The following is a 19,847-nucleotide window of genomic DNA, read 5'->3' on the forward strand; positions in this document are numbered from 1 at the left end:
ATGCCGATTTCGCCACGCACAGCCCTGCTGGTCATCGACGTGCAGAACGACTTCATCCCCGGCGGCCAGTTGGCCGTGCCCGAAGGTGACCTGATCGTTCCACTGATCAACCGGCTCGCCGGGCAGTTCAAGCAAGTGGTCATCGCTCAGGACTGGCATCCGGACGGGCATGCTTCGTTTGCGTCCAGCCACCCTGGCCGCCAGCCGTACGACGTGATTCAACTGCCTTATGGCGAGCAGACGCTTTGGCCGGACCATTGCATTCAGGGTTCACGCGGTGCCGAGTTTCACTCGGGGCTCGATCTGCCCCATGCGCAACTGATCATCCGCAAGGGCTGCAACCCGGACATCGACAGCTATTCGGCGTTTCTGGAGGCGGATCGCGTCACCACCACAGGTCTGGCCGGTTACCTGAAGGAGCGCGGGATCGACACGGTGTACATGGTCGGCCTGGCGCTGGATTTTTGCGTGATGTTCTCCGCGCTGGATGCGCGGGCGGCGGGGTTCAACGCGTTTGTGGTGCTGGATGCATGTCGGGCGATTGACTTGAATGGATCGCTGGCGTCGGCGATCGAGCGGATGCAGGTGGCGGGGGTTGGACTGATCCAGTCGACTGAACTGCTCTGATGATGCCCGTTCCCGCCCAGCGCACTGATCGTTAAATGGGGGTTGGCAGCCAAAGCCTGAACCGCGCCCCACCCAACGGCGAACTTTCCACGGTCAACGTCCCGCCCTGCGCTTCCAGCGCACGACGGCTGATCGCCAGCCCGAGACCAAACCCGCCAGTGGCCCGATCGCGGCTGCGATCCAGCCGATAGAACGGTTCGAAAATCCGCTCCCGCTCGTCTTCCGGAATGCCGATGCCGTCGTCATCCACCCAGATCTCACAGCCTTTGGGGCAGACCTGCACACCGATCTGAATGCGTTTTTCACAATAGCGCATGGCGTTGCGCAACAGGTTCTGAATCGCACGGGCCGTCAGACGGGGATCGAGAGTGAAGCGCTCCAGCTGATTGTGCAGCAGCACATCAATGACGATTTCCGGGGATTCGAGTTCTTCGTCGACGCTGCCCAGAATGCTGTCGATGAACTCGTCCAGCGACACTTCGACCTGCTCCGGCAACTTCGCGGGATTCTGCAGGCGACTGTAGGACAGCAACTCCAGCACCAATTCATCGAGTTCACGAATGTGCGCGACCAGCCCTTGCAATCGTTCGCGGCTGGTTTGCGGCAAGTCATCGGACAGCGCCAGCGCCAGGCCGAAGTCCAGGCGGGTCAGCGGCGTGCGCAATTCATGGGACACGGCGTTGAGCAGATCCCGCTGCTGGTTGAGCAGGTTTTCGATGTCGCCAGCCATGGTGTCGAATACGTTGGCCAGACTGCCGATATTCGAACTCGATCCAATCTGCGTGCGCTCGCTCAAATGCCCCTTGCCGAAACGCTCAGCGGTGCCCTTCAGACGCTCCAGATCGCGCCAGTGCGGACGAAACCACAGCAACAGGCACGCCAGCAGACTCGCGCCGATCAGCACGTTGATGCTCCAGTACAACAGATTCACGTCCATCGGATCCGGCGGCACCACCATTTGCACCGCTGTCTGGTCGTCCAGAGGCGTCACCGCCAGGGTACGCCAGCCCCAGTCGCCGATACGCACCACATTTTCGCCACGACGCAGACGCTCTTGCTCGATCGCCGAAAAATCAGCGTCATCGATGCGCGCCAGCACGATGTGCAGCGGCTGGAAGTCCTTGTCCATGGATGCCGCCAGTTCTGGCCACTGATCCTGCGGCACCGCACGAAACTGCTTGGTGATCAGCGATTGCAGTCCACGGGAGTAATCGAGGTTGTAAGTCACAAAACGATCCCTGAACGCCATCACCACCAGATCCGGGACCAGATAGATCGCCGCGCTGTAGGAGACGATCGTCACTAGATACAGGCGAAACAGGATTCTGAACATCGGCTCAGCATTCCCACTCGGAACGGCTGAACAGATAACCCTTGCCCCACACCGTCTTGATCTTGCGCGCCTCGCCGGCGTGGTCGTCGAACTTGCGCCGCAGCTTGGAGATCGCCACGTCCACCGAACGGTCGGTACCGTTGAACTCGATGCCGCGCAGGCGTTGCAGGATCTGGTCGCGGCTCAGCACTTCGCCGGCATGCCGGGCCAGCACCACTAGCAGATTGTATTCGCCGCTGGACAGCTCGACCGGTTGATCGCGCCAGGTCACGGTGCGCTCCGACAGGTCGATGCACAGATTGCCCATCAGGATGCGGTCGTTGGCGGTCATCGGTTCGCCGAGGCTGCTGCGGCGCAACAAAGTACGGACCCGCGCCAGCAGGACTCGCGGCTCGCAAGGTTTGGTGACGTAATCGTCGGCGCCCATTTCCAGGCCCAGCACCTGATCGTGGCTGTCGTCGCGGGCGGTGAGCATCAGAATCGGCAGCGTGGCCGAATCGGCCCGTAACAGCCGACAAACCTGCAAGCCATCCAGGCCTGGCAGCATCAGGTCGAGAATCACCAGGTCCGGCGGATTGAGCCGCGCCCGTTCGCGCACATGGTCGCCACGGCCGATCACACTGACGGAGTAACCGTTACGTTCGAGGTAACTGGAGATCAGTTCGGCGAGAGCGGTGTCGTCTTCGACCAGAAGAATGTTGGGCATTGATGATCCAGATATTGCAGTGGTGTTTGTCAGGACCTCTTCGCGAGCAAGCTCGCTCCCACATTGAATTTGTGTCGTTCACAAAACCTGTGGGAGCGAGCTTGCTCGCGAAAGCGGCTTAACAGTCACGAAATAATTCAAGGCGTGAAGGATATACGCCCTCACTCGTCCCTGAGCAAAACCCTTACACAATTTCACACAGCAGCTACAAAGCTTCACCGCTACCCTCGGCCAGTGTCCGTAGGATGCGGACATCAATATTGGGGGTTGTACATGTCGAAGAATCTGCTGGCCGGGCTCGGTCTGATCGCATTGGCGCTGACGCTGAGTGGGTGTGATAAACCCTCGAACGCCGAAGAACAGGCACCGCCGGCCACCGTACGAGTCGAAACCCTCGAGGCGCGCCCCCTGTCGATCAGCAGCGAACTGAGCGGGCGCATTGCCGCGCCACGGATCGCCGAAGTCCGCGCCCGGGTGGCCGGGGTCGTACTGCAACGTACTTTCCGCGAAGGCAGCGACGTGAAAAAGGGCGACGTGCTGTTTCGCATCGATCCGGCACCGTTCAAGGCTGATCTGGACAGCGCCGAAGCCGCCCTGCGCAAGGCCGAGGCCAATGCGTTCCAGGCGAAGTTGCAGGAACAGCGCTACGCCCAGTTGATCGACGATAAAGCCATCAGCGCTCAGGATTACGACAACGCCCGCGCCAACGCCCGGCAAACCGCCGCCGATGTCGCCGCCAGCAAGGCAGCCGTCGAACGAGCCAGACTCAGCCTTGGTTACGCCACCGTCACCGCGCCGATTTCCGGCCGCGTCGGTCGCGCTCTGGTGACCGAAGGCGCGCTGGTCGGCCAGAACGAAACCACACCCATGGCGCTGATCCAGCAATTGAATCCGATCCACGCCGACGTCACCCAGTCGACCCGCGAACTCAACGAACTGCGTCGGGCCTTCCGTTCCGGGCAGTTGAAACAGGTCGGCCAGGATCAGGTCAAGGCCACACTGATCCAGGATGATGGCAGTGCCTATCCGTTACCCGGCAAATTGCTGTTCAGCGACATCACAGTCGATCCGGGCACCGGCCAGATCATTCTGCGCAGCGAGTTCCCCAACCCGGACCTCGATCTGCTGCCCGGCAGTTTTGTTCGTGTGCGTCTCGAACAAGGCGTGATCCAGCACGGTCTGAGCGTTCCGCAACGCGCCGTACAGCGTGACAGCGCCGGCGTGGCTCAGGTGCTGACCGTCGACGATCAGATGCGCGTCGCCCAGCAGCCGGTTCAGCTTGGCGCGGTGCAGAACGACCGCTGGATCGTCACTGGCGGCCTCAAGCCCGGCGATCGCATCGTCATCGAAGGCCTGCAACACGCCCGTCCGGGTGAAGTGGTGCAGATCGACGACACCCCTCTTCCACTTGCCCAGACCTCTGGTCAGTAAGCAGGACGCTCTTCTATGCCGCAGTTCTTTATCGACCGCCCGGTGTTCGCCTGGGTCGTCGCGTTGTTCATCCTGTTGGCCGGTGCGCTGGCCATCCCGCAATTGCCGGTGGCGCAATACCCCGACGTCGCGCCGCCGCAGATCGAAATCTATGCCGTGTACCCGGGCGCCTCGGCGCAGACCGTCGACGAAAGCGTGGTCAGCCTGATCGAGGAAGAGCTCAACGGCGCCGATCACCTGCTGTATTTCGAATCGCAGAGCAGCCTCGGCAGCGCCACGATCAAGGCCACGTTCCAGCCGGGCACCAACCCGGAACTGGCGCAGGTTGACGTGCAAAACCGCTTGAAAGTGGTCGAGTCGCGCCTGCCGCAAGCGGTCAATCAGCAAGGTTTGCAGGTGGAGAAAGTCTCCGCCGGTTTCCTGTTGCTGATCACCCTGACCTCCAGCGACGGCAAGCTCGACGACGTGGCGCTCAGCGATTACCTGGCGCGTAACGTGATGAACGAGATCAAGCGCATCGACGGCGTCGGCAAGGCGCAGCTGTATGGCGCCGAGCGGGCGATGCGGATCTGGATCGATCCGCAGAAGCTGATCGGTTTCAACCTCACGCCGGCCGACGTCAACGCCGCCATCGTTGCGCAGAACGCTCAGGTTTCCGCAGGCAGCATTGGTGACCTGCCGAGCCCGAACACTCAGGAAATCACCGCGACGATACTGGTCAAGGGACAACTGTCGACGCCGGAAGAGTTCGCCGACATCGTGCTCAAGGCCAATCCGGACGGCTCCACGGTACGCATCAAGGATGTGGCGCGGGTCGAGATCGGCAGCCAGGAATACCAGTTCGGCACGCGTCTGAACGGCAAGCCGTCCACCGCCGTCGGCGTGCAGCTGTCGCCGGGCGCCAACGCCCTCAGCACCGCAACGCTGATCCGGGCGAAGATGGATGAACTGTCGCGCTACTTCCCGGCCGGCGTGGAATACAAGATCCCCTACGATACTTCGCCGTTCGTGAAGGTCTCGATCACCAAAGTGGTCTACACCCTCGGCGAGGCGATGTTGCTGGTGTTCGCGGTGATGTTCCTGTTCCTGCAGAACATCCGCTACACGCTGATCCCGACGCTGGTGGTGCCGGTAGCGCTGATGGGCACCTTCGCGACCATGCTCGCGCTGGGTTTCTCGATCAACGTACTGACGATGTTCGGCATGGTGCTGGCCATCGGCATTCTGGTGGACGACGCCATTGTGGTGGTGGAGAACGTCGAAAGGATCATGGCCACCGAAGGCCTGTCGCCCAAAGAAGCGACGCGCAAGGCGATGAATCAAATCACCGGCGCGATCATCGGCATCACGCTGGTGCTGGTGGCGGTGTTCATTCCGATGGCGTTCATGCAGGGCTCGGTGGGCGTGATTTACCGGCAGTTCTCGCTGTCGATGGCCACCTCGATCCTGTTCTCGGCCTTCCTCGCCCTGACCTTGACCCCGGCGCTGTGCGCAACCTTGCTCAAGCCCATCGCCAAGGGAGAACACCACGAAAAAACCGGATTCTTCGGCTGGTTCAACCGCCGTTTCGAGCGACTGACCGATCGCTATCAAGGTTGGGTCGGTTACGCGCTGAAACGCACCGGGCGCTATCTGCTGATCTATGTTGTGCTGCTGGTGGGTCTGGGTCTGTGCTTCGCGCGCCTGCCTTCCTCGTTTCTGCCAGTCGAAGACCAGGGCTACACCATCACCGACATTCAACTGCCGCCCGGTGCGAGCAAGAACCGCACGGTGCAGGTGGTCGAGCAGATCGAAGCGCACAACGCCGGAGAGCCGGGTGTGGGCGACAGCACCGTGATCCTTGGTTTCAGTTTCTCCGGCAGCGGGCAGAACGCCGCGCTGGCGTTCACCACGCTCAAGGACTGGTCGCAACGTGGCAGCGACGATTCAGCGAGCTCGATTGCCGACCGCGCCAACATAGCCCTGAGCCAGATCAAGGACGCCGTGGCGTTCGCCGTACTGCCGCCGCCCGTGGACGGACTCGGTACGTCCAGCGGTTTCGAGTTCCGCCTGCAGGACCGTGGCGGCCTCGGCCATGCCGCGCTGATGCAGGCGCGAACCGAATTGCTGCATGACGCCGAAGAAAGTCCGATCCTGATGAACGTACGCGAAAGTGCACTGGCCGAAGCACCGCAAGTGCAGCTGGAAGTCGATCGCGAGCAAGCCAACGCACTGGGTGTTTCTTTCGCTGACATCAGCAATGTGTTGTCCACTGCCGTTGGCTCCTCGTACGTCAACGACTTCCCCAATCAGGGGCGGATGCAACGCGTTGTCGTACAGGCCGAAGGCGACCGTCGCAGTCAGGTCGATGACTTGTTGAAAATGCATGTCCGCAACGAGGTCGGGAAGATGGTGCCGTTGTCGGCGTTCGTGCGAGCCACATGGACTCAGGGCCCGGCGCAATTGACCCGCTACAACGGCTACCCGGCCATCGCGATTTCCGGCGAACCGTCGCCCGGACATACCACTGGCGAAGCCATGGCGGAAATCGAACGGCTGGTGGCTCAAGGTCCGAAAGGCCTGGGTCAGGAATGGACCGGTCTGTCGCTGCAGGAACGTTTGTCCGGCAGTCAGGCGCCGATCCTGCTCGGACTGTCGCTGCTGATCGTGTTCCTGTGTCTGGCGGCGTTGTACGAGAGCTGGTCGATTCCGACTTCCGTGCTGCTCGTTGTACCGCTGGGTGTACTCGGCGCGGTGCTGGCAGTGACCTTGCGCGGGATGCCCAACGACGTGTTCTTCAAGGTCGGGCTGATCACCATCATCGGCCTGTCGGCGAAAAACGCGATCCTGATCATCGAGTTTGCCAAGAGCCTGTATGACGAAGGTCATGACCTGATTGATGCCACGTTGCAAGCGGCGCGTCTGCGGTTGCGGCCGATTGTCATGACTTCGCTGGCGTTCATTCTGGGTGTGGTGCCCCTGGCGATTGCCACGGGCGCGAGTTCGGCGAGCCAGCAGGCGATTGGTACCGGGGTGATTGGCGGGATGATTACCGCCACGTTGGCGGTGATCTTTGTACCGGTGTTCTTCGTTGTCGTCATAAAGCTCGTACAACGATTCACCAAGCCCCACTGATCTCAAATGTGGGAGCGAGCTTGCTCGCGAAAGCGTCGACACATTCAAAGTGGGTGTTGGCTGACCGGACGCATTCGCGTGCAAGCTCGCTCCCACAGGGATTTGCAAACATCCAGCGTTATGGTCAGACCTGCCATCGCTGGGCTAAGGTGTTTGAACACCCTGGCCCATCGAGTCCCCATGCGCTTCCTCGCCCGCACCCACCCTCGCCTCTCCGCTGCCGCGTTGGTCGGCCTTGCCGCCGGCCTCCTGGCCCCGGCGGAATCTGTCATCAGCAAAATCCTCATCGGCTGGAACGCCGGGGTCTGGACGTACTTGATCCTGATGCTTTGGCTGACCATCCGCGCCAAAGCGCCGGACGTCAAACGCATTGCCGAAGTCGAGGATGAAAATGCCGGGCTGGTGCTGTTCGTCGTCTGCATCGCCGCTTTGGCCAGCCTGGCGACCATTACCGTCGAGCTGGCTGGCAGCAAGGATCTGGAAGCCACAAGCAAACTCCTGCACTACGGTTTTACTGCATTGACGGTGATCGGCTCATGGCTGCTGATCGGGGTGATCTTCTGCGTCCACTACGCCCGGCTGTTTTACACCTGGGACGGCAAGGAGCCGGCGCTGCGCTTTGCCGAAGGCCTGACCACGCCCAACTATTGGGACTTTCTGTACTTCTCGTTCACCATCGGCGTGGCCGTTCAGACGGCAGATGTCGGCGTGGCAACGCGGGAAATACGCAAGATCGTGCTGGCGCAGTCGTTGATCGGGTTTGTGTTCAATACGGCGATTCTGGGGTTTTCAATCAATATTGCAGCTGGGTTGTTTGGCTGATCAGTGCGTCGGATAAAAAACACATAATCGACGCACTGTAAACTGTCAACTCTGACAGTTTACAGTGCATCCCTTTCGCAGTTTGATAGTTCATCCCGAGGGTAGTCTTTATAAAGCGGGATACTTTGTGATGACTATGGAGATTATTTCGATGAACGCGAAAATGCTCAAAACCCGGCAGGCTGCCCGCGCAGGAATGTGCGAAGGGAAGCTGAACGACACTGAGACGTTCAAGGCAACGTTGGTTGAGCTCACCTCAGAACAATACGAACCGCCACATGGTAAGGCCCTTCAAATGTTTGCCCGTCATCGCGACGTACAGCAGTCTGCTACGAAAGAAATCACTCTTTCTGTCTCCGAAGAAGCGGCTGATGGCGAGTACGAGCTGACTCCCGAACAGACGCAAGTCAGATTGACTTATGTTTTCAATAAAAGTGGCACAGAGGCTTACCTCTACTCACAAGCAAGTGGAAAAGTAGATTTTAAATTCGATTCGATCACCGGCGTCCTAAGCGGCGAATTGAAAGACGCGATTGTTGAATACAGAGAGGGTGAAACACCGGTTTCGCTTAAAATCAATGTGAAATTCGAAGCGATCAACAGACTTGTGAAGTACAGTACCCACCAGCATAAACGCGTCGCATGACTACTCGCATAAAGTAAAAAAGGAAGCCTCATGGCTTCCTTTTTTCTGCAATCATTGTCAGCACTTACCAATCATAACGTCCACCGATAGTCACGCCCAATGGCTGTTCGATATTGCGGCCATTGCTGTAATCAAAATCGGCATGCACATGAAGATTTTTCGTCAGCGTCATGGCAAGGCCCGTAGCCAACTTCAATCGTGACCCCGACAGGTCATTGTTGAAGACATTGTTGTTGACTTCGACCTTATTGTTTTTGGCGAATTCGTGCGCCCAACTGGCGCGCAGATACGGCTGCAGGACTCGACCGCTCTCCAGTTCAATATTACGACCAATCGTTGCGCCTGCCTCGCCGATAAAGGAATGCATACGATCGCCTTCAGCTTGCAAGTCGTTATCGAGGGAAAAGTTTTTACCCTGAACCACGGACGCAGACCATTGGGTGAAAGGCTCGACATACACACCATCGCCAAGCGGTATATGGCGACCTACCTCGATTGATCCACCAATTCCTGTGTTTTCATAGTCACCTTTTGCACGCTTGCCGTCGCTCAGGCTCACTTTCGCCTCGTTACGAAAACGGTTGGCTTTCAAAACACCATCGAAATAAATGCCGGAAACCGCGTCGAGCCAGGTCGCGTAAGTGCCCAGATAGTAACTGTCGATCTTTCCTGAAGTTCCGGCATCAAGATCAAGGAAGGATTTGCTGTAACCAGCCATTGCACCCACCAACCACTGGGAGTCGCCAATTGCAGCATCTGCCCCCAGGGTGAAACCTTGCTGAGTTTGCTTATAACCCACGCCAGAACCATCGGCGACATTGTATCTATTGCCGTAAGTGCGACCCCAGGCGCCGGCACGACCGCCATTGAAACGCAATTCCCCCATACGCGTACGCAAGGGTGCGAGTTCTCCGAGCAGAATTGTCGAGGGGGTATTGAACAAGGCGAGAACTGACCTCGCCCCCGGGCTTACCGTCCGGGTGCTGGGATCAAGGATCCAGTCATTGCCATTTTTTGCCACACCGTAAGAATAAGTACCCAGATCGACATCGCGTTTCATGAAAAACTGCGCGTCGCCTCCAGCGGTCTGGACGACGCGGATAGGTTGCCCAGCCGCCGGATCAACGCCACTGCTCGCAATCAATAACTCGTGCGTCCCACTGGCATTGCCAGTGACGTTCAACAAATCGGTCTGCCCGGTGGCGAAATCAGTGCCCATCACAAACCGACCGTTACCGGATAGCGAGCCCACGTTCAACTGGTAGAACGCATCGTTGCCGCCGAACACCACCGAGCCACCGTTGTTAAGCGTCAATTGTTCAATGCTGCCATTGCCGACCATGACCCAACTCGACGTGTCATTGACGGTAGCGCTGGCGACGTTTTCCAAATGACCTGTCAAGGTGGAATTGTTCTGAAGTGTCAAATGTGTCGTGCTGCCCTGCTCCGAGACAATGTTGCCTGCCAGTTGGCTGTCGTTGACCAATAGTGAAGTATTCGCTCCGCCCTTTACGTCAAGCAATGTGCCGTTGCCCGCGAGTAAGCGAGCCCGGGTAAGTGAAACGGTGGCTGTCGAGTCTGACGCATTGGCAAAGTCAACCAAAATGGCCGATCCGGTTTGCCCCTGGACGGTAGTGTTTTCAATATTCAGGACCGCGGGTCGGACTTCGTTGGGATCCAGATCGATCACGACACCTTCCTGCCCGCCCACTATCGTGCTACCCGTCGCAGATGCCTGGCCGCTGCGCAATCGAAGCCCGTAACTGGTGGCTCCAGTGCCGATCAGTGTCGAGTCGACCAGATCAAGGGTACTGAAAGCACTCACCAGCGCTCCGCCCAGAGCACCGCTGATCGTGCTGTTGTTGGCAACGGTGACGTGAGAGCCAATCTGCGTAGTAAGGTCACGAATCGCTTGAAGCCCAATGCGATTGCCAGTGATCGTGCTGTTATCGATCGTGGCGTCACTGTTGCTCAGAAGAACAGCGGCCAGTCCGCGCGTACCGACAACGGTTGCGCCGTTCAGATTGACCTTGGAATCGTTTCGCGCAGATATCTGTTGGGTTGTACTGCCAGCGTTGACGTTGAGGATAGAACTGTCAGAGGTGATCTGAAGCGTCTGCGCACCATTGACCGTTAACCTGGCGCCCTGGCTGAGATCCCAGGATTCCGGGGTACCACCGCTTACGGTTTCATCCCTACCGACAACCGGGGCTGCGGACACCGATGAAATACACACGGAAAACAGCGATGTACTTAAAACGGTTCTGAAGAACGGATTTTTTGAGTTGGTTGCCACTTTCTTCCACATAATTGTCACCTGCAGGATTAACGCTAGTGGCCTTCCTTAAAGGCGGCCGACCAATCGCGGGCTGGCAAACTATCCGGATTATTCAAATATTTATGTAGGATTAATCTCTATTTACCGAGGAATATTCATCAAGACTTTCTCGGAAGGACGAAAAACAAAGCGGCGAGTTTTTTATCCTCGCCGCCCGTAGTCGTGATCGCTAAGGGGTCGGTACAAACTCTTCGCAGAACCGCCCTTCGCTGTCATCCAGATCCAGCTCTCGGATGGCCACTGCTGAATCAGGTGTAAGGTTTTGGCCTGGCCCACCTCGCGAAATTACATACCAGACATGGCCCAATGCCTGGTGAGCAGGTTTGAAATCCTCTTCATAATCGCCAATTCCGATAACAATCCCATCAGTGGGAAAAGTACCTGATATCTGAAATGTGGCTTCAGCATCTGTACCGGGAATGGGTGTTGACGCATCATCTTTTGGATAGGCGATATATTTCAACGTAATTTCTTCGCCATTCACGGTGAATGCGTTCGGCAATACACGCACCAGCAAGTTTCGCCGTGGGGTGCCATCGCCAGGGTTTGTAGCAGTAGGGAAGTTCAGAGTCGGACATCCGATTCTTCGGACCGGGCCTGCAAGATGGAGTATCTCCGGCGCGTCCATTTGAATCGGAAAGGGTTCTACAGGAATATCCTGATTTCCGGACTTGTTTCTATTGGTACCGCCGGGCACATAGAGTTCACAGCGTAGAACGTGTGTCGATCCACCGCCTAGTGCCTCCACCACCGACCACGGCAGTTTTTCGGAAATGGTTGTACCTGCCTGCCCGGCAGTCAGGGGTACGGTAGCGAACGTTTCAATGCCAAAAATAAAATCAAGCAACCAACCCTCTTCTGTCGGTGGAGTCGCCGGCATCGCCAAACTGGCCTGTATGCCATCATCACCATAATCGGACTCCAGGATTTCGTTGTCACTGCCCGCCGTCGTTCTCAGACTTGGGGCTGGCAGGGTTCCACCGACAAATGATATATCAATATCAATATCCACCTTGTCGGTTGCCAGCTCCTTGAGACCGCGAAACATCTTGAAGGCCACCGTACGCTGAACGATACCGTCTGTGTTTCCATATATCTGCTCTACCAACGCACGCGGTGCATAAAACTTAAGTTCGGTCGCAGCTCCGATTCTCTGTTCAGTTCCGACTTGTTCGTTGTGCAGAGTAACGACGATCGTGTCTGCTGGAGAATTCGGAGTTGGGACTTCAACTACAATCTCGACACCTCTCGCATCAAAAAGCATGTCTTCACGGTCAATCAGGTTATCGCCATTGTCACCATTGGCCAACGTAACAATTGGCGGCTTAACCGTACCAGGATCAGGATCAGGTTTGTGTACCACGTTGCGTTGGCTGAAATTCGAAGTGCGCGCCACATTACCTGCCGCATCGGTATTTACGTAGATCAGGCGATTGGGACCATCACCCGCATTTATGAAAACAGCGGCGGGAATCTCGGCATCCTGATTGGCAGACAAAGATCCGACAAGAACGGGCGTGTCGCGCCCAGGATCGGGAGATGGTCCAAAGAACCAGGCAAAAACATCATTGGCCATGTAATTAGCCGCGATAAACGGCTTGACGACAATGCCGGACTTGCCTTCGAGATATGCCTCATCAATTGGGTCCAAGGGGCCCAGATCGGCAGGCCAGGTAGGTGCGCCTGGTGTACGGTCAGATGGCGGAGTCTTGACAACGTTGTAACGCGTCCGGTCAATGGCAAAGGAGCTCTCGAGTGACGCAACATCGTTTGTACCGCCCGCATAAAAAATGTAGCGAAAGAACCATTCCGTCGGCTCTTCAGGAGTGGGGTCTTCTTTCAGAAAAGATTGCGCAATTTTAAAGGGTTGAGTCCAGTCTCTATCCGCTACCGGTCCCAATTCCAAAAACTGACCAGGAAGAATATCGATCCAGGTAGTGGTGTCTTTTTTACGAATCTGCGGTTGAATTGCGTCGTCCTCATCCTCAAGCAAAGGCTTTCTGATCAGATAATCCAGTTCCTTGTCAAGATGCACGATAGGAATTCGCTTATCACCCGGAATAGTCTGCGCGGGAAAAGTAGGCGCTGGGGGGGGATCAGCCAGTACGCCATCTGCCCTATTGGTTTTTGATTGAAGTACCGCTTTCCTCGACAACTTGGCTTTCTCAATTATCGCGTTCATGATTGCCTCGCTCCATCAAAGTAAATAGCGCAACAATAAACAAGCATTCACCATCACGCCCTTGCCCAAAATGAAATCAATATCCATCAACCAGGCATTCAGAGTAATTCATTACTCACTTTCTTTGTTTGCCCTCACCCTTCCCTTTGGAAGGACGCCTGATCGGGCCGCAAAAACCGACACCCGGTATCACTCGATCAATTTTCAGAACTGCAAGTTTTGAAATACCCACTAGCTTTTTACCGCGAAAAACCCGGTAGACAATTGTCGCGGAACACTCATCATCCATTGGTTTTATATGGGGTTCGTAGGGCAAAACCGTCAGGCCGTATCCACTTTCGATATCTTCCGCAGACAAGCTTTTGCGCACATCTTTCCAGCGAGCTCGAACAAACTCGACACCGCTACCGTTCAATGAACGGTAGCCTCTCCAGAGCGTTTCACAGCGATCGCCGACTTTGAATTCTTTCAATGGTGGAATATCAACCCGAATACCTTCCCAAATGGGCGGATCGGTATCACATCTAACATAGCCCCACTTGGTTGCATCACGAAAATCGGCCTCATCAAGTTCATCGGCAATAGGGGTGTGATCGATTGTCAAATTGCGGGGATCTGAAAAGGACGGGTGGTCCGCAGTATCATAAACTTCATACCATAGCTGGCCGACGCCATCATTTAACAAATGCTCTGGACCAATATGAATGACAAACTCTGGCCGTATATCCGCTGGAAGATACTCATTTATGATTTCTACAGGTGCCTGCCCAACTTTTTCAAAATGGACAATGAGTTTGTCTCGTTCCCCTGGCTGCGTGGCATAGGAAGGCCAAAGTGGGACCTCCACATCAATGCCTTTGGGAAGCAACTCATAGGGAATATGTCCCTCTGGATCCAGTGAATGATCCAGTACCCCGATAACTTGAGGTGGCTTGAAATTCAGCGGCCCACTGGATGACATTTGAACACCCCTTTCAGTCTGAAATTCTGCTCTCTGGCGCTTGTTGTTGCTGAACAGATTAAGGGCGCTTTCAGTGCTTTGAGCTACTGTCAGATCTGACAGGTATTTCTACCGCCTATCGGATATGTCTGACTTTACCCCCGTAATCAAAGCCATCTTCACTTGACGTGAACGGGGCGCCTGGTGTCTCCTGAAACCGGTTTCAGACAATAAGAAGACCCACTGTGAATGATTTCTCCGCCGCCCAGCGCAGCCGCGTGACCATGCTCGACGTCGCCGAACACGCTGGCGTGTCCAAGGCCAGCGTCTCGCGCTTCATTGGTGACGACCGCGCCCTGCTCTCCGATGCCATCGCCCAGCGCATCGAGCAGGCAATTGCCGAACTCGGCTATCGCCCCAATCAAATGGCCCGCGGCCTGAAACGCGGCCGCACGCGCCTGATCGGCATGCTGGTGGCCGATATCCGCAACCCTTATTCGATTGCCGTGATGCACGGCGTGGAAACCGCCTGCCGCCGGCACGGTTACAGCCTGGTGGTGTGCAACACCGACCGCGATGACGAGCAGGAACGCCAGCACCTGGCGCTGTTGCGCTCGTACAACATCGAAGGGCTGATCGTGAATACCCTGGGCCATCATCGGGATGAACTGGATGAGTTGAAGCGGGAAATGCCGATGGTGCTGGTGGATCGCAAGGTCGAGGGGCTAGACAGCGACATGGTCGGACTGGACAACCCGCAAGCCATCGAGATGGCGCTGGAACATCTTCAGCAACGCGGCTATCGCGATGTGTTGCTGGTGACTGAACCCTACGACGGCACCAGTTCACGGATAGAGCGGGTCAGTAGTTTTCAGCAGCAGATTGGCCAACGCGAAGACATGCATGGCGCAGTGCTGGAAACCGGTTCGAGTCTTGCGAATGATCTTCAAACCTTTTTGAACACACCTGATAACGGCCCGAAAGCCCTGTTCTGCGCCAATGGCGTGGCGGCGCTCGCCTGCACCCTGGCTTTACGCGAGATTGGCTGCCGGTTGTTCGAGGATGTCGGGCTGATCGCGCTGGACGATCTGGACTGGTATCCGTTGGTGGGCAGCGGGATTACTGCCCTCGCCCAGCCTACAGAGGAGATTGGTGCGCGGGCGTTTGAGTGTTTGCTCAAGCGTTTGCGTGGGGATGATGAGGCGGCGCGGACGCTGGATTTTGCGCCGGTGCTTATTGAGCGCTGTTCGACCCGTGGATTTTGTGGTGACTGATGTGGCCTCTTCGCGGGCAAGCCCGCTCCCACAGGTCCAATGTCATACACAGTCTCTGTGTTCGCCACAAACAGTGTGGGAGCTGCGGTGCGACTATTCGACTTGCCCGCGAAGGGGCCCGAAAGAGCACTGCACAACTTGCTGATTTTTTTTGAGCAAAAATGAAACCGGTTTCAGAGGTAGATAACAATGAATAAACCTGCCGTTTCCATCAGCCTGTCCAGCTACGGCGCCGACCTCGTCCGGCGTCATGGTCAGGCTTCGTTCATCGAAGTGCTGGCCGCTGCCGGCGCCAATCGCATCGAATGGCGCGAAGAGCTGCTCACCAACGAAGTCCCTGAACAGCTCGCCGCAGCTACACAGGCTGAAGGCCTGCAAAGCATCTACTCCTCGCCCATCGAACTGTGGCTGGCCGGCCAGTCGCGGCCCAATCCCGAACTCATCACCGCGCTGCAAAACGCCGAAGCGTTTGGCTCGAAGTGGCTAAAGGTTTCCCTTGGTTTTTTCACCGACAACAACGATCTGCAGACGCTGGCGCAGATCCTTGCGCAAAGCCCGGTGCAACTGCTGGTGGAAAACGACCAGACCCTGCACGGTGGCCGCATCGAACCGTTTCAGCGGTTCTTCACTGCCGTCGAGCAGCACAACCTGCCGATCAAGATGACCTTCGACATTGGCAACTGGCAGTGGCAAGACCAGTCCGCCACCAGCGCCGCACGCTTGTTGGGCCGGCATGTCGGCTACGTGCATTGCAAAGCCGTGGCCCGCCGCGCCGACGGCAAACTGGTGGCCGTGCCGCCGGCCGCCACTGACCTGCATTTGTGGGAACAACTGCTGCGGCACATGGCCCAAGGGGTCATGCGCGCCGCCGAATACCCGTTGCACGGCGATGACCTGGTGCAGCTGACCACCGAACACGTTGCCGCCCTCGCCCGCCTCGGCCAATCCCGTCTGGAGCCTGCTCATGTCTGAGATCGATATTCTATCGTTCGGCGAAACCATGGCCATGTTTGTCGCCGAACAGAGCGGTGATCTGGCGACGGTCGAGCAGTTCCACAAACGTATTGCCGGGGCCGACAGCAACGTGGCCATCGGACTTTCCCGGCTCGGTTTCAAGGTGGCATGGCTGAGCCGTGTCGGTGCCGATTCACTGGGACGATTTGTCGTCGAAACCCTGGCTCGCGAGGGGCTCGACTGCAGCCATGTCGAAGTCGACAACGCTCACCCGACCGGTTTCCAGCTCAAATCACGCAACGATGACGGCAGCGATCCGACGGTTGAGTATTTCCGTCGTGGCTCGGCGGCCAGTCATCTGTCGCCGCAGTCGATCACCCCGACACTGCTCGGCGCCCGGCATCTGCACGCCACCGGCATTCCGCCGGCGCTGTCGGCGTCAGCACGGGAAATGTCCCGTGAGCTGATGACCCGCATGCGCAACGCCGGGCGCAGTGTGTCGTTCGACCCGAACCTGCGCCCGAGCCTGTGGGCCAGCGAGCAGGAGATGATCCGCGAGATCAACCGGCTAGCCGCCCTCGCCCATTGGGTGCTGCCGGGGTTGAGTGAAGGTCGGCTGCTGACCGGATTTGATGATCCGGCGGACATCGCGGCGTTTTATCTCGATCAGGGCGCCGAAGCCGTGGCGATCAAGCTCGGGCCGCAGGGTGCGTATTACCGCACGCATCTGGATCAGGGATTTGTCGCCGGGGTGCCGGTAGAAACCGTGGTCGACACGGTCGGTGCCGGGGATGGTTTTGCGGTGGGGATGATCAGTGCCCTGCTGGAGCACTTGAGTTTTCCCGAGGCGGTCAGACGCGCCAACTGGATTGGCAGCCGGGCGGTGCAGAGCCGTGGCGACATGGAAGGACTGCCGACCCGATCCGAACTCTCGGCTGCCTTCGAGGCTGCCTTCGAGGCTGCCTTCGAGGCTGCCTTCGAGGCTGCCTTCGCGAGCAAGCTCGCTCCCACAAGTCTTGTGTACGCCACGGACACTGTGGGAGCGAGCTTGCTCGCGAAGGGGGCGTAACAGACGCAACAATTTTTGAACCTGCTGCGACAAAAACAACAAGCTCAGGAGCAAGACCATGAAAACCGCAACCCTCGCCACCCGCCGTTGGTGGTACATCATGCCGATCGTGTTCATCACCTACAGCCTGGCGTACCTCGACCGCGCCAATTACGGCTTCGCCGCTGCCTCCGGGATGGCCGCCGACCTGATGATCACGCCGGGCCTGTCCTCGCTGCTCGGCGCGCTGTTCTTCCTCGGTTACTTTTTCTTCCAGGTGCCCGGTGCGATCTACGCGCAAAAGCACAGCGTCAAGAAGTTGATCTTCGTCAGCCTGATCCTCTGGGGCGGGCTCGCCACGCTGACCGGTGTGGTCTCCAACGCCTATTGGCTGATCGTCATCCGCTTCATGCTCGGCGTGGTCGAAGCGGCGGTAATGCCGGCGATGCTGGTCTATCTCTGTCACTGGTTCACCCGTGCCGAACGCTCGCGGGCCAACACCTTCCTGATCCTCGGCAACCCGGTGACCATGCTGTGGATGTCGGTGGTTTCGGGGTATCTGGTGCAGCATTTCAGCTGGCGCTGGATGTTCATCATCGAAGGTCTGCCGGCGGTGCTTTGGGCATTTATCTGGTGGAAGCTGGCCGATGATCGCCCGGCCCAGGCCAAGTGGCTCAACGACCAGGAAAAGCACGATCTGGAAAGCGCGCTCGCCGCCGAACAGGTCGGCATCAAAGCGGTGAAGAATTACGCCGAAGCCTTCCGTTCGCCGAAGGTGATCATTCTGGCCCTGCAATTTTTCTGCTGGAGCATCGGCGTCTACGGTTTCGTGTTGTGGCTGCCATCGATCCTCAAGGCTGGCGCACAGATGGACATGATCGAAGCCGGTTGGCTGTCCGCCCTGCCGTATCTGGCCGCGGTGATCGGTATGCTGCTGGTGTCCTGGGGCTCGGACAAACTGCAAAAACGCAAACGCTTCGTCTGGCCGCCGCTGCTGATTGCTTCGGTAGCGTTCTACGGCTCCTACGCTCTGGGCGCCGAGCATTTCTGGTGGTCGTACACGCTGCTGGTGATTGCCGGCGCCTGCATGTACGCGCCGTACGGGCCGTTCTTTGCCATTGTCCCGGAGATTCTGCCGGCCAACGTTGCCGGTGGCGCCATGGCGCTGATCAACAGCATGGGTGCTCTCGGTTCGTTCGGCGGCTCGTACCTGGTCGGTTACCTCAACAGCTCCACCGGTTCGCCCGGCGCTTCGTATTTGTTGATGAGCGGCGCGCTGATGCTCTCGGTGGTACTGACGATTTTTCTCAAGCCCGGCGCCAGCGACCGGGTGACGACAAAGCGCGTCGCACCGCGTCCGCTGCCGGCCCATTCCTGAATTGATAGAGAGATGACTGTGATGAAAAAGCAGGTTGTGCTGTACAAGAAACTGTCGCCGGCGCTGATGGCGCGCCTTGAGGAACAGGTCGATGTCACGCTGATCGACAGCCTCGACGCCGACGGCCTGATGAAACTGCGCGACGCCTTGCCCGGCGCCCACGGCTTACTCGGTGCGAGCCTGAAACTGGACGCGGCGCTGCTCGATCTGGCGCCGAAGCTCGAAGCGATTTCCAGCGTCTCGGTGGGCGTCGACAACTACGACATCGACTACCTGACCCGCCGCAACATCCTGCTGACCAACACCCCGGACGTGCTCACCGAAACCACCGCCGACACCGGTTTCGCACTGGTTCTGGCCACCGCCCGGCGTGTGGTGGAACTGGCGAACATGGTGCGCGGCGGTCACTGGCATCGCAGCATCGGCCCGGCGCATTTCGGTACCGATGTGCACGGCAAGACGCTGGGCATCATCGGCATGGGTCGGATCGGCGAGGCATTGGCGCAGCGCGGGCATTTCGGGTTCGGGATGCCGGTGATCTATCACAGCCAGTCGCGCAAACCGGAAGTTGAAGAACGTTTCGATGCGCAGTACCGCAGCCTTGAAGCGTTGTTGCAGCAGGCGGATTTCATCTGCCTGACGTTGCCGCTGACGGCGCAGACTGAAGGTTTGATTGGCGCCGAGCAGTTTGCGTTGATGCGACCGGAAAGCATCTTCATCAACATCTCACGGGGCAAAGTTGTGGATGAGGCGGCGATGATCGACGCCTTGCGGCATAACCGGATTCGCGCGGCGGGGCTGGATGTGTTCGAGCGCGAACCGTTGAATCATGACTCGCCGTTGTTGCAGTTGAACAACGTCGTGGCAACGCCGCACATGGGTTCGGCAACCCATGAAACGCGCGAGGCGATGGCGCGGTGTGCGGTGGAGAATCTGTTGGCCGCGTTGGGTGGGGAGAAGCCGATGAATCTGGTGAATTCATCAGCTTGGCAAGGCTGAAATCTTCAGCGCCTGTCAGGCCGTCTTCGCGGGCAAGCCCGCTCCCACAGGTCTT

15 protein-coding genes are annotated in these 19,847 nt (G+C 57.9%); 10 read left to right on the top strand and 5 right to left on the bottom strand.

Annotation, left to right across the window (positions count from 1 at the left end; genetic code table 11):
* Nucleotides 1–627, top strand: a complete 627-nt coding sequence (pncA, locus tag N8H71_RS03185) for a bifunctional nicotinamidase/pyrazinamidase (RefSeq protein ID WP_262192821.1) — start codon at nucleotides 1–3, stop codon at nucleotides 625–627.
* A 31-nt stretch (nucleotides 628–658) separates the two neighbouring features.
* On the opposite strand, the gene N8H71_RS03190 is transcribed toward pncA, so the two are convergent.
* Together N8H71_RS03190 and N8H71_RS03195 are read right to left on the bottom strand one after the other, a co-directional pair.
* Nucleotides 659–1,960, bottom strand: coding sequence for an ATP-binding protein (locus tag N8H71_RS03190; protein ID WP_262192822.1), 1,302 nt, complete (start codon nucleotides 1,958–1,960; stop codon nucleotides 659–661).
* Between the two features lie 4 nt (nucleotides 1,961–1,964).
* On the bottom strand, nucleotides 1,965–2,666 hold the full coding sequence (locus N8H71_RS03195) for a response regulator transcription factor (RefSeq protein WP_065261627.1): 702 nt from the start codon (nucleotides 2,664–2,666) through the stop codon (nucleotides 1,965–1,967).
* A 273-nt stretch (nucleotides 2,667–2,939) separates the two neighbouring features.
* On the opposite strand from N8H71_RS03195, the gene N8H71_RS03200 reads away from it, so the two are divergent.
* From N8H71_RS03200 to N8H71_RS03215, 4 genes are all read left to right on the top strand, one after another.
* A complete protein-coding gene (locus N8H71_RS03200) occupies nucleotides 2,940–4,097 on the top strand; it encodes an efflux RND transporter periplasmic adaptor subunit (protein ID WP_262192824.1) in 1,158 nt (385 codons plus the stop codon).
* Between the two features lie 15 nt (nucleotides 4,098–4,112).
* Nucleotides 4,113–7,211: an efflux RND transporter permease subunit gene (locus N8H71_RS03205; protein WP_262192825.1), complete on the top strand. Its 3,099-nt coding sequence runs from the start codon at nucleotides 4,113–4,115 to the stop codon at nucleotides 7,209–7,211.
* 180 nt (nucleotides 7,212–7,391) lie between these two features.
* Nucleotides 7,392–8,033, top strand: a complete 642-nt coding sequence (locus N8H71_RS03210) for a DUF1345 domain-containing protein (protein ID WP_262192826.1) — start codon at nucleotides 7,392–7,394, stop codon at nucleotides 8,031–8,033.
* A gap of 130 nt (nucleotides 8,034–8,163) precedes the next feature.
* On the top strand, nucleotides 8,164–8,679 hold the full coding sequence (locus N8H71_RS03215; RefSeq protein WP_262192827.1) for a hypothetical protein: 516 nt from the start codon (nucleotides 8,164–8,166) through the stop codon (nucleotides 8,677–8,679).
* A gap of 64 nt (nucleotides 8,680–8,743) precedes the next feature.
* Here the strand turns inward: N8H71_RS03215 and N8H71_RS03220 are convergent, their stop codons facing one another.
* The 3 genes from N8H71_RS03220 to N8H71_RS03230 all read right to left on the bottom strand — a co-directional run bounded on the left by N8H71_RS03220 (nucleotide 8,744) and on the right by N8H71_RS03230 (nucleotide 14,160).
* Nucleotides 8,744–10,987, bottom strand: a complete 2,244-nt coding sequence (locus N8H71_RS03220; protein WP_262192829.1) for an autotransporter outer membrane beta-barrel domain-containing protein — start codon at nucleotides 10,985–10,987, stop codon at nucleotides 8,744–8,746.
* Between the two features lie 199 nt (nucleotides 10,988–11,186).
* Nucleotides 11,187–13,199: a hypothetical protein gene (locus tag N8H71_RS03225; protein ID WP_262192830.1), complete on the bottom strand. Its 2,013-nt coding sequence runs from the start codon at nucleotides 13,197–13,199 to the stop codon at nucleotides 11,187–11,189.
* Between the two features lie 115 nt (nucleotides 13,200–13,314).
* Nucleotides 13,315–14,160, bottom strand: a complete 846-nt coding sequence (locus tag N8H71_RS03230; RefSeq protein WP_262192831.1) for a hypothetical protein — start codon at nucleotides 14,158–14,160, stop codon at nucleotides 13,315–13,317.
* A 224-nt stretch (nucleotides 14,161–14,384) separates the two neighbouring features.
* Here N8H71_RS03230 and N8H71_RS03235 point away from each other — a divergent pair, with 224 nt between their 5' ends.
* The 5 genes from N8H71_RS03235 (at nucleotide 14,385) to N8H71_RS03255 (ending at nucleotide 19,792) form a co-directional block, all read left to right on the top strand.
* On the top strand, nucleotides 14,385–15,413 hold the full coding sequence (locus N8H71_RS03235; protein ID WP_347710516.1) for a LacI family DNA-binding transcriptional regulator: 1,029 nt from the start codon (nucleotides 14,385–14,387) through the stop codon (nucleotides 15,411–15,413).
* A 189-nt stretch (nucleotides 15,414–15,602) separates the two neighbouring features.
* A complete protein-coding gene (locus N8H71_RS03240; protein WP_262192832.1) occupies nucleotides 15,603–16,385 on the top strand; it encodes a sugar phosphate isomerase/epimerase family protein in 783 nt (260 codons plus the stop codon).
* Nucleotides 16,378–17,436 (top strand): sugar kinase, encoded by a 1,059-nt coding sequence (locus tag N8H71_RS03245; RefSeq protein ID WP_262192834.1) that lies wholly within the window; start codon nucleotides 16,378–16,380, stop codon nucleotides 17,434–17,436. Before N8H71_RS03240 ends, N8H71_RS03245 begins: the two co-directional genes overlap by 8 nt.
* A 58-nt stretch (nucleotides 17,437–17,494) precedes the next feature.
* The gene (locus tag N8H71_RS03250; protein ID WP_262192835.1) at nucleotides 17,495–18,793 is read left to right on the top strand and encodes an MFS transporter; all 1,299 of its coding nucleotides are present in this window, start codon (nucleotides 17,495–17,497) and stop codon (nucleotides 18,791–18,793) included.
* A gap of 21 nt (nucleotides 18,794–18,814) precedes the next feature.
* Entirely contained in the window at nucleotides 18,815–19,792 is a 978-nt protein-coding gene (locus N8H71_RS03255) for a 2-hydroxyacid dehydrogenase (RefSeq protein WP_262192836.1), read from the top strand.
* Nucleotides 19,793–19,847 lie beyond the last annotated feature (55 nt).

The organism is Pseudomonas koreensis (genome assembly GCF_025447595.1).
GTDB lineage: Bacteria > Pseudomonadota > Gammaproteobacteria > Pseudomonadales > Pseudomonadaceae > Aquipseudomonas > Aquipseudomonas koreensis_H.

Bases quoted from the DNA above. Each gene is read 5' to 3' on its own strand.
- N8H71_RS03250 (WP_262192835.1), top strand. From the start codon at position 17,495: ATGAAAACCGCAACCCTCGCCACCCGCCGTTGGTGGTACATCATGCCG.
- N8H71_RS03245 (WP_262192834.1), top strand. From the start codon at position 16,378: ATGTCTGAGATCGATATTCTATCGTTCGGCGAAACCATGGCCATGTTT.
- N8H71_RS03220 (WP_262192829.1), bottom strand. From the start codon at position 10,987: ATGTGGAAGAAAGTGGCAACCAACTCAAAAAATCCGTTCTTCAGAACC.
- N8H71_RS03210 (WP_262192826.1), top strand. From the start codon at position 7,392: ATGCGCTTCCTCGCCCGCACCCACCCTCGCCTCTCCGCTGCCGCGTTG.
- N8H71_RS03190 (WP_262192822.1), bottom strand. From the start codon at position 1,960: ATGTTCAGAATCCTGTTTCGCCTGTATCTAGTGACGATCGTCTCCTAC.
- pncA (WP_262192821.1), top strand. From the start codon at position 1: ATGCCGATTTCGCCACGCACAGCCCTGCTGGTCATCGACGTGCAGAAC.
- N8H71_RS03225 (WP_262192830.1), bottom strand. From the start codon at position 13,199: ATGAACGCGATAATTGAGAAAGCCAAGTTGTCGAGGAAAGCGGTACTT.
- N8H71_RS03255 (WP_262192836.1), top strand. From the start codon at position 18,815: ATGAAAAAGCAGGTTGTGCTGTACAAGAAACTGTCGCCGGCGCTGATG.
- N8H71_RS03230 (WP_262192831.1), bottom strand. From the start codon at position 14,160: ATGTCATCCAGTGGGCCGCTGAATTTCAAGCCACCTCAAGTTATCGGG.
- N8H71_RS03215 (WP_262192827.1), top strand. From the start codon at position 8,164: ATGACTATGGAGATTATTTCGATGAACGCGAAAATGCTCAAAACCCGG.
- N8H71_RS03205 (WP_262192825.1), top strand. From the start codon at position 4,113: ATGCCGCAGTTCTTTATCGACCGCCCGGTGTTCGCCTGGGTCGTCGCG.
- N8H71_RS03240 (WP_262192832.1), top strand. From the start codon at position 15,603: ATGAATAAACCTGCCGTTTCCATCAGCCTGTCCAGCTACGGCGCCGAC.
- N8H71_RS03195 (WP_065261627.1), bottom strand. From the start codon at position 2,666: ATGCCCAACATTCTTCTGGTCGAAGACGACACCGCTCTCGCCGAACTG.
- N8H71_RS03200 (WP_262192824.1), top strand. From the start codon at position 2,940: ATGTCGAAGAATCTGCTGGCCGGGCTCGGTCTGATCGCATTGGCGCTG.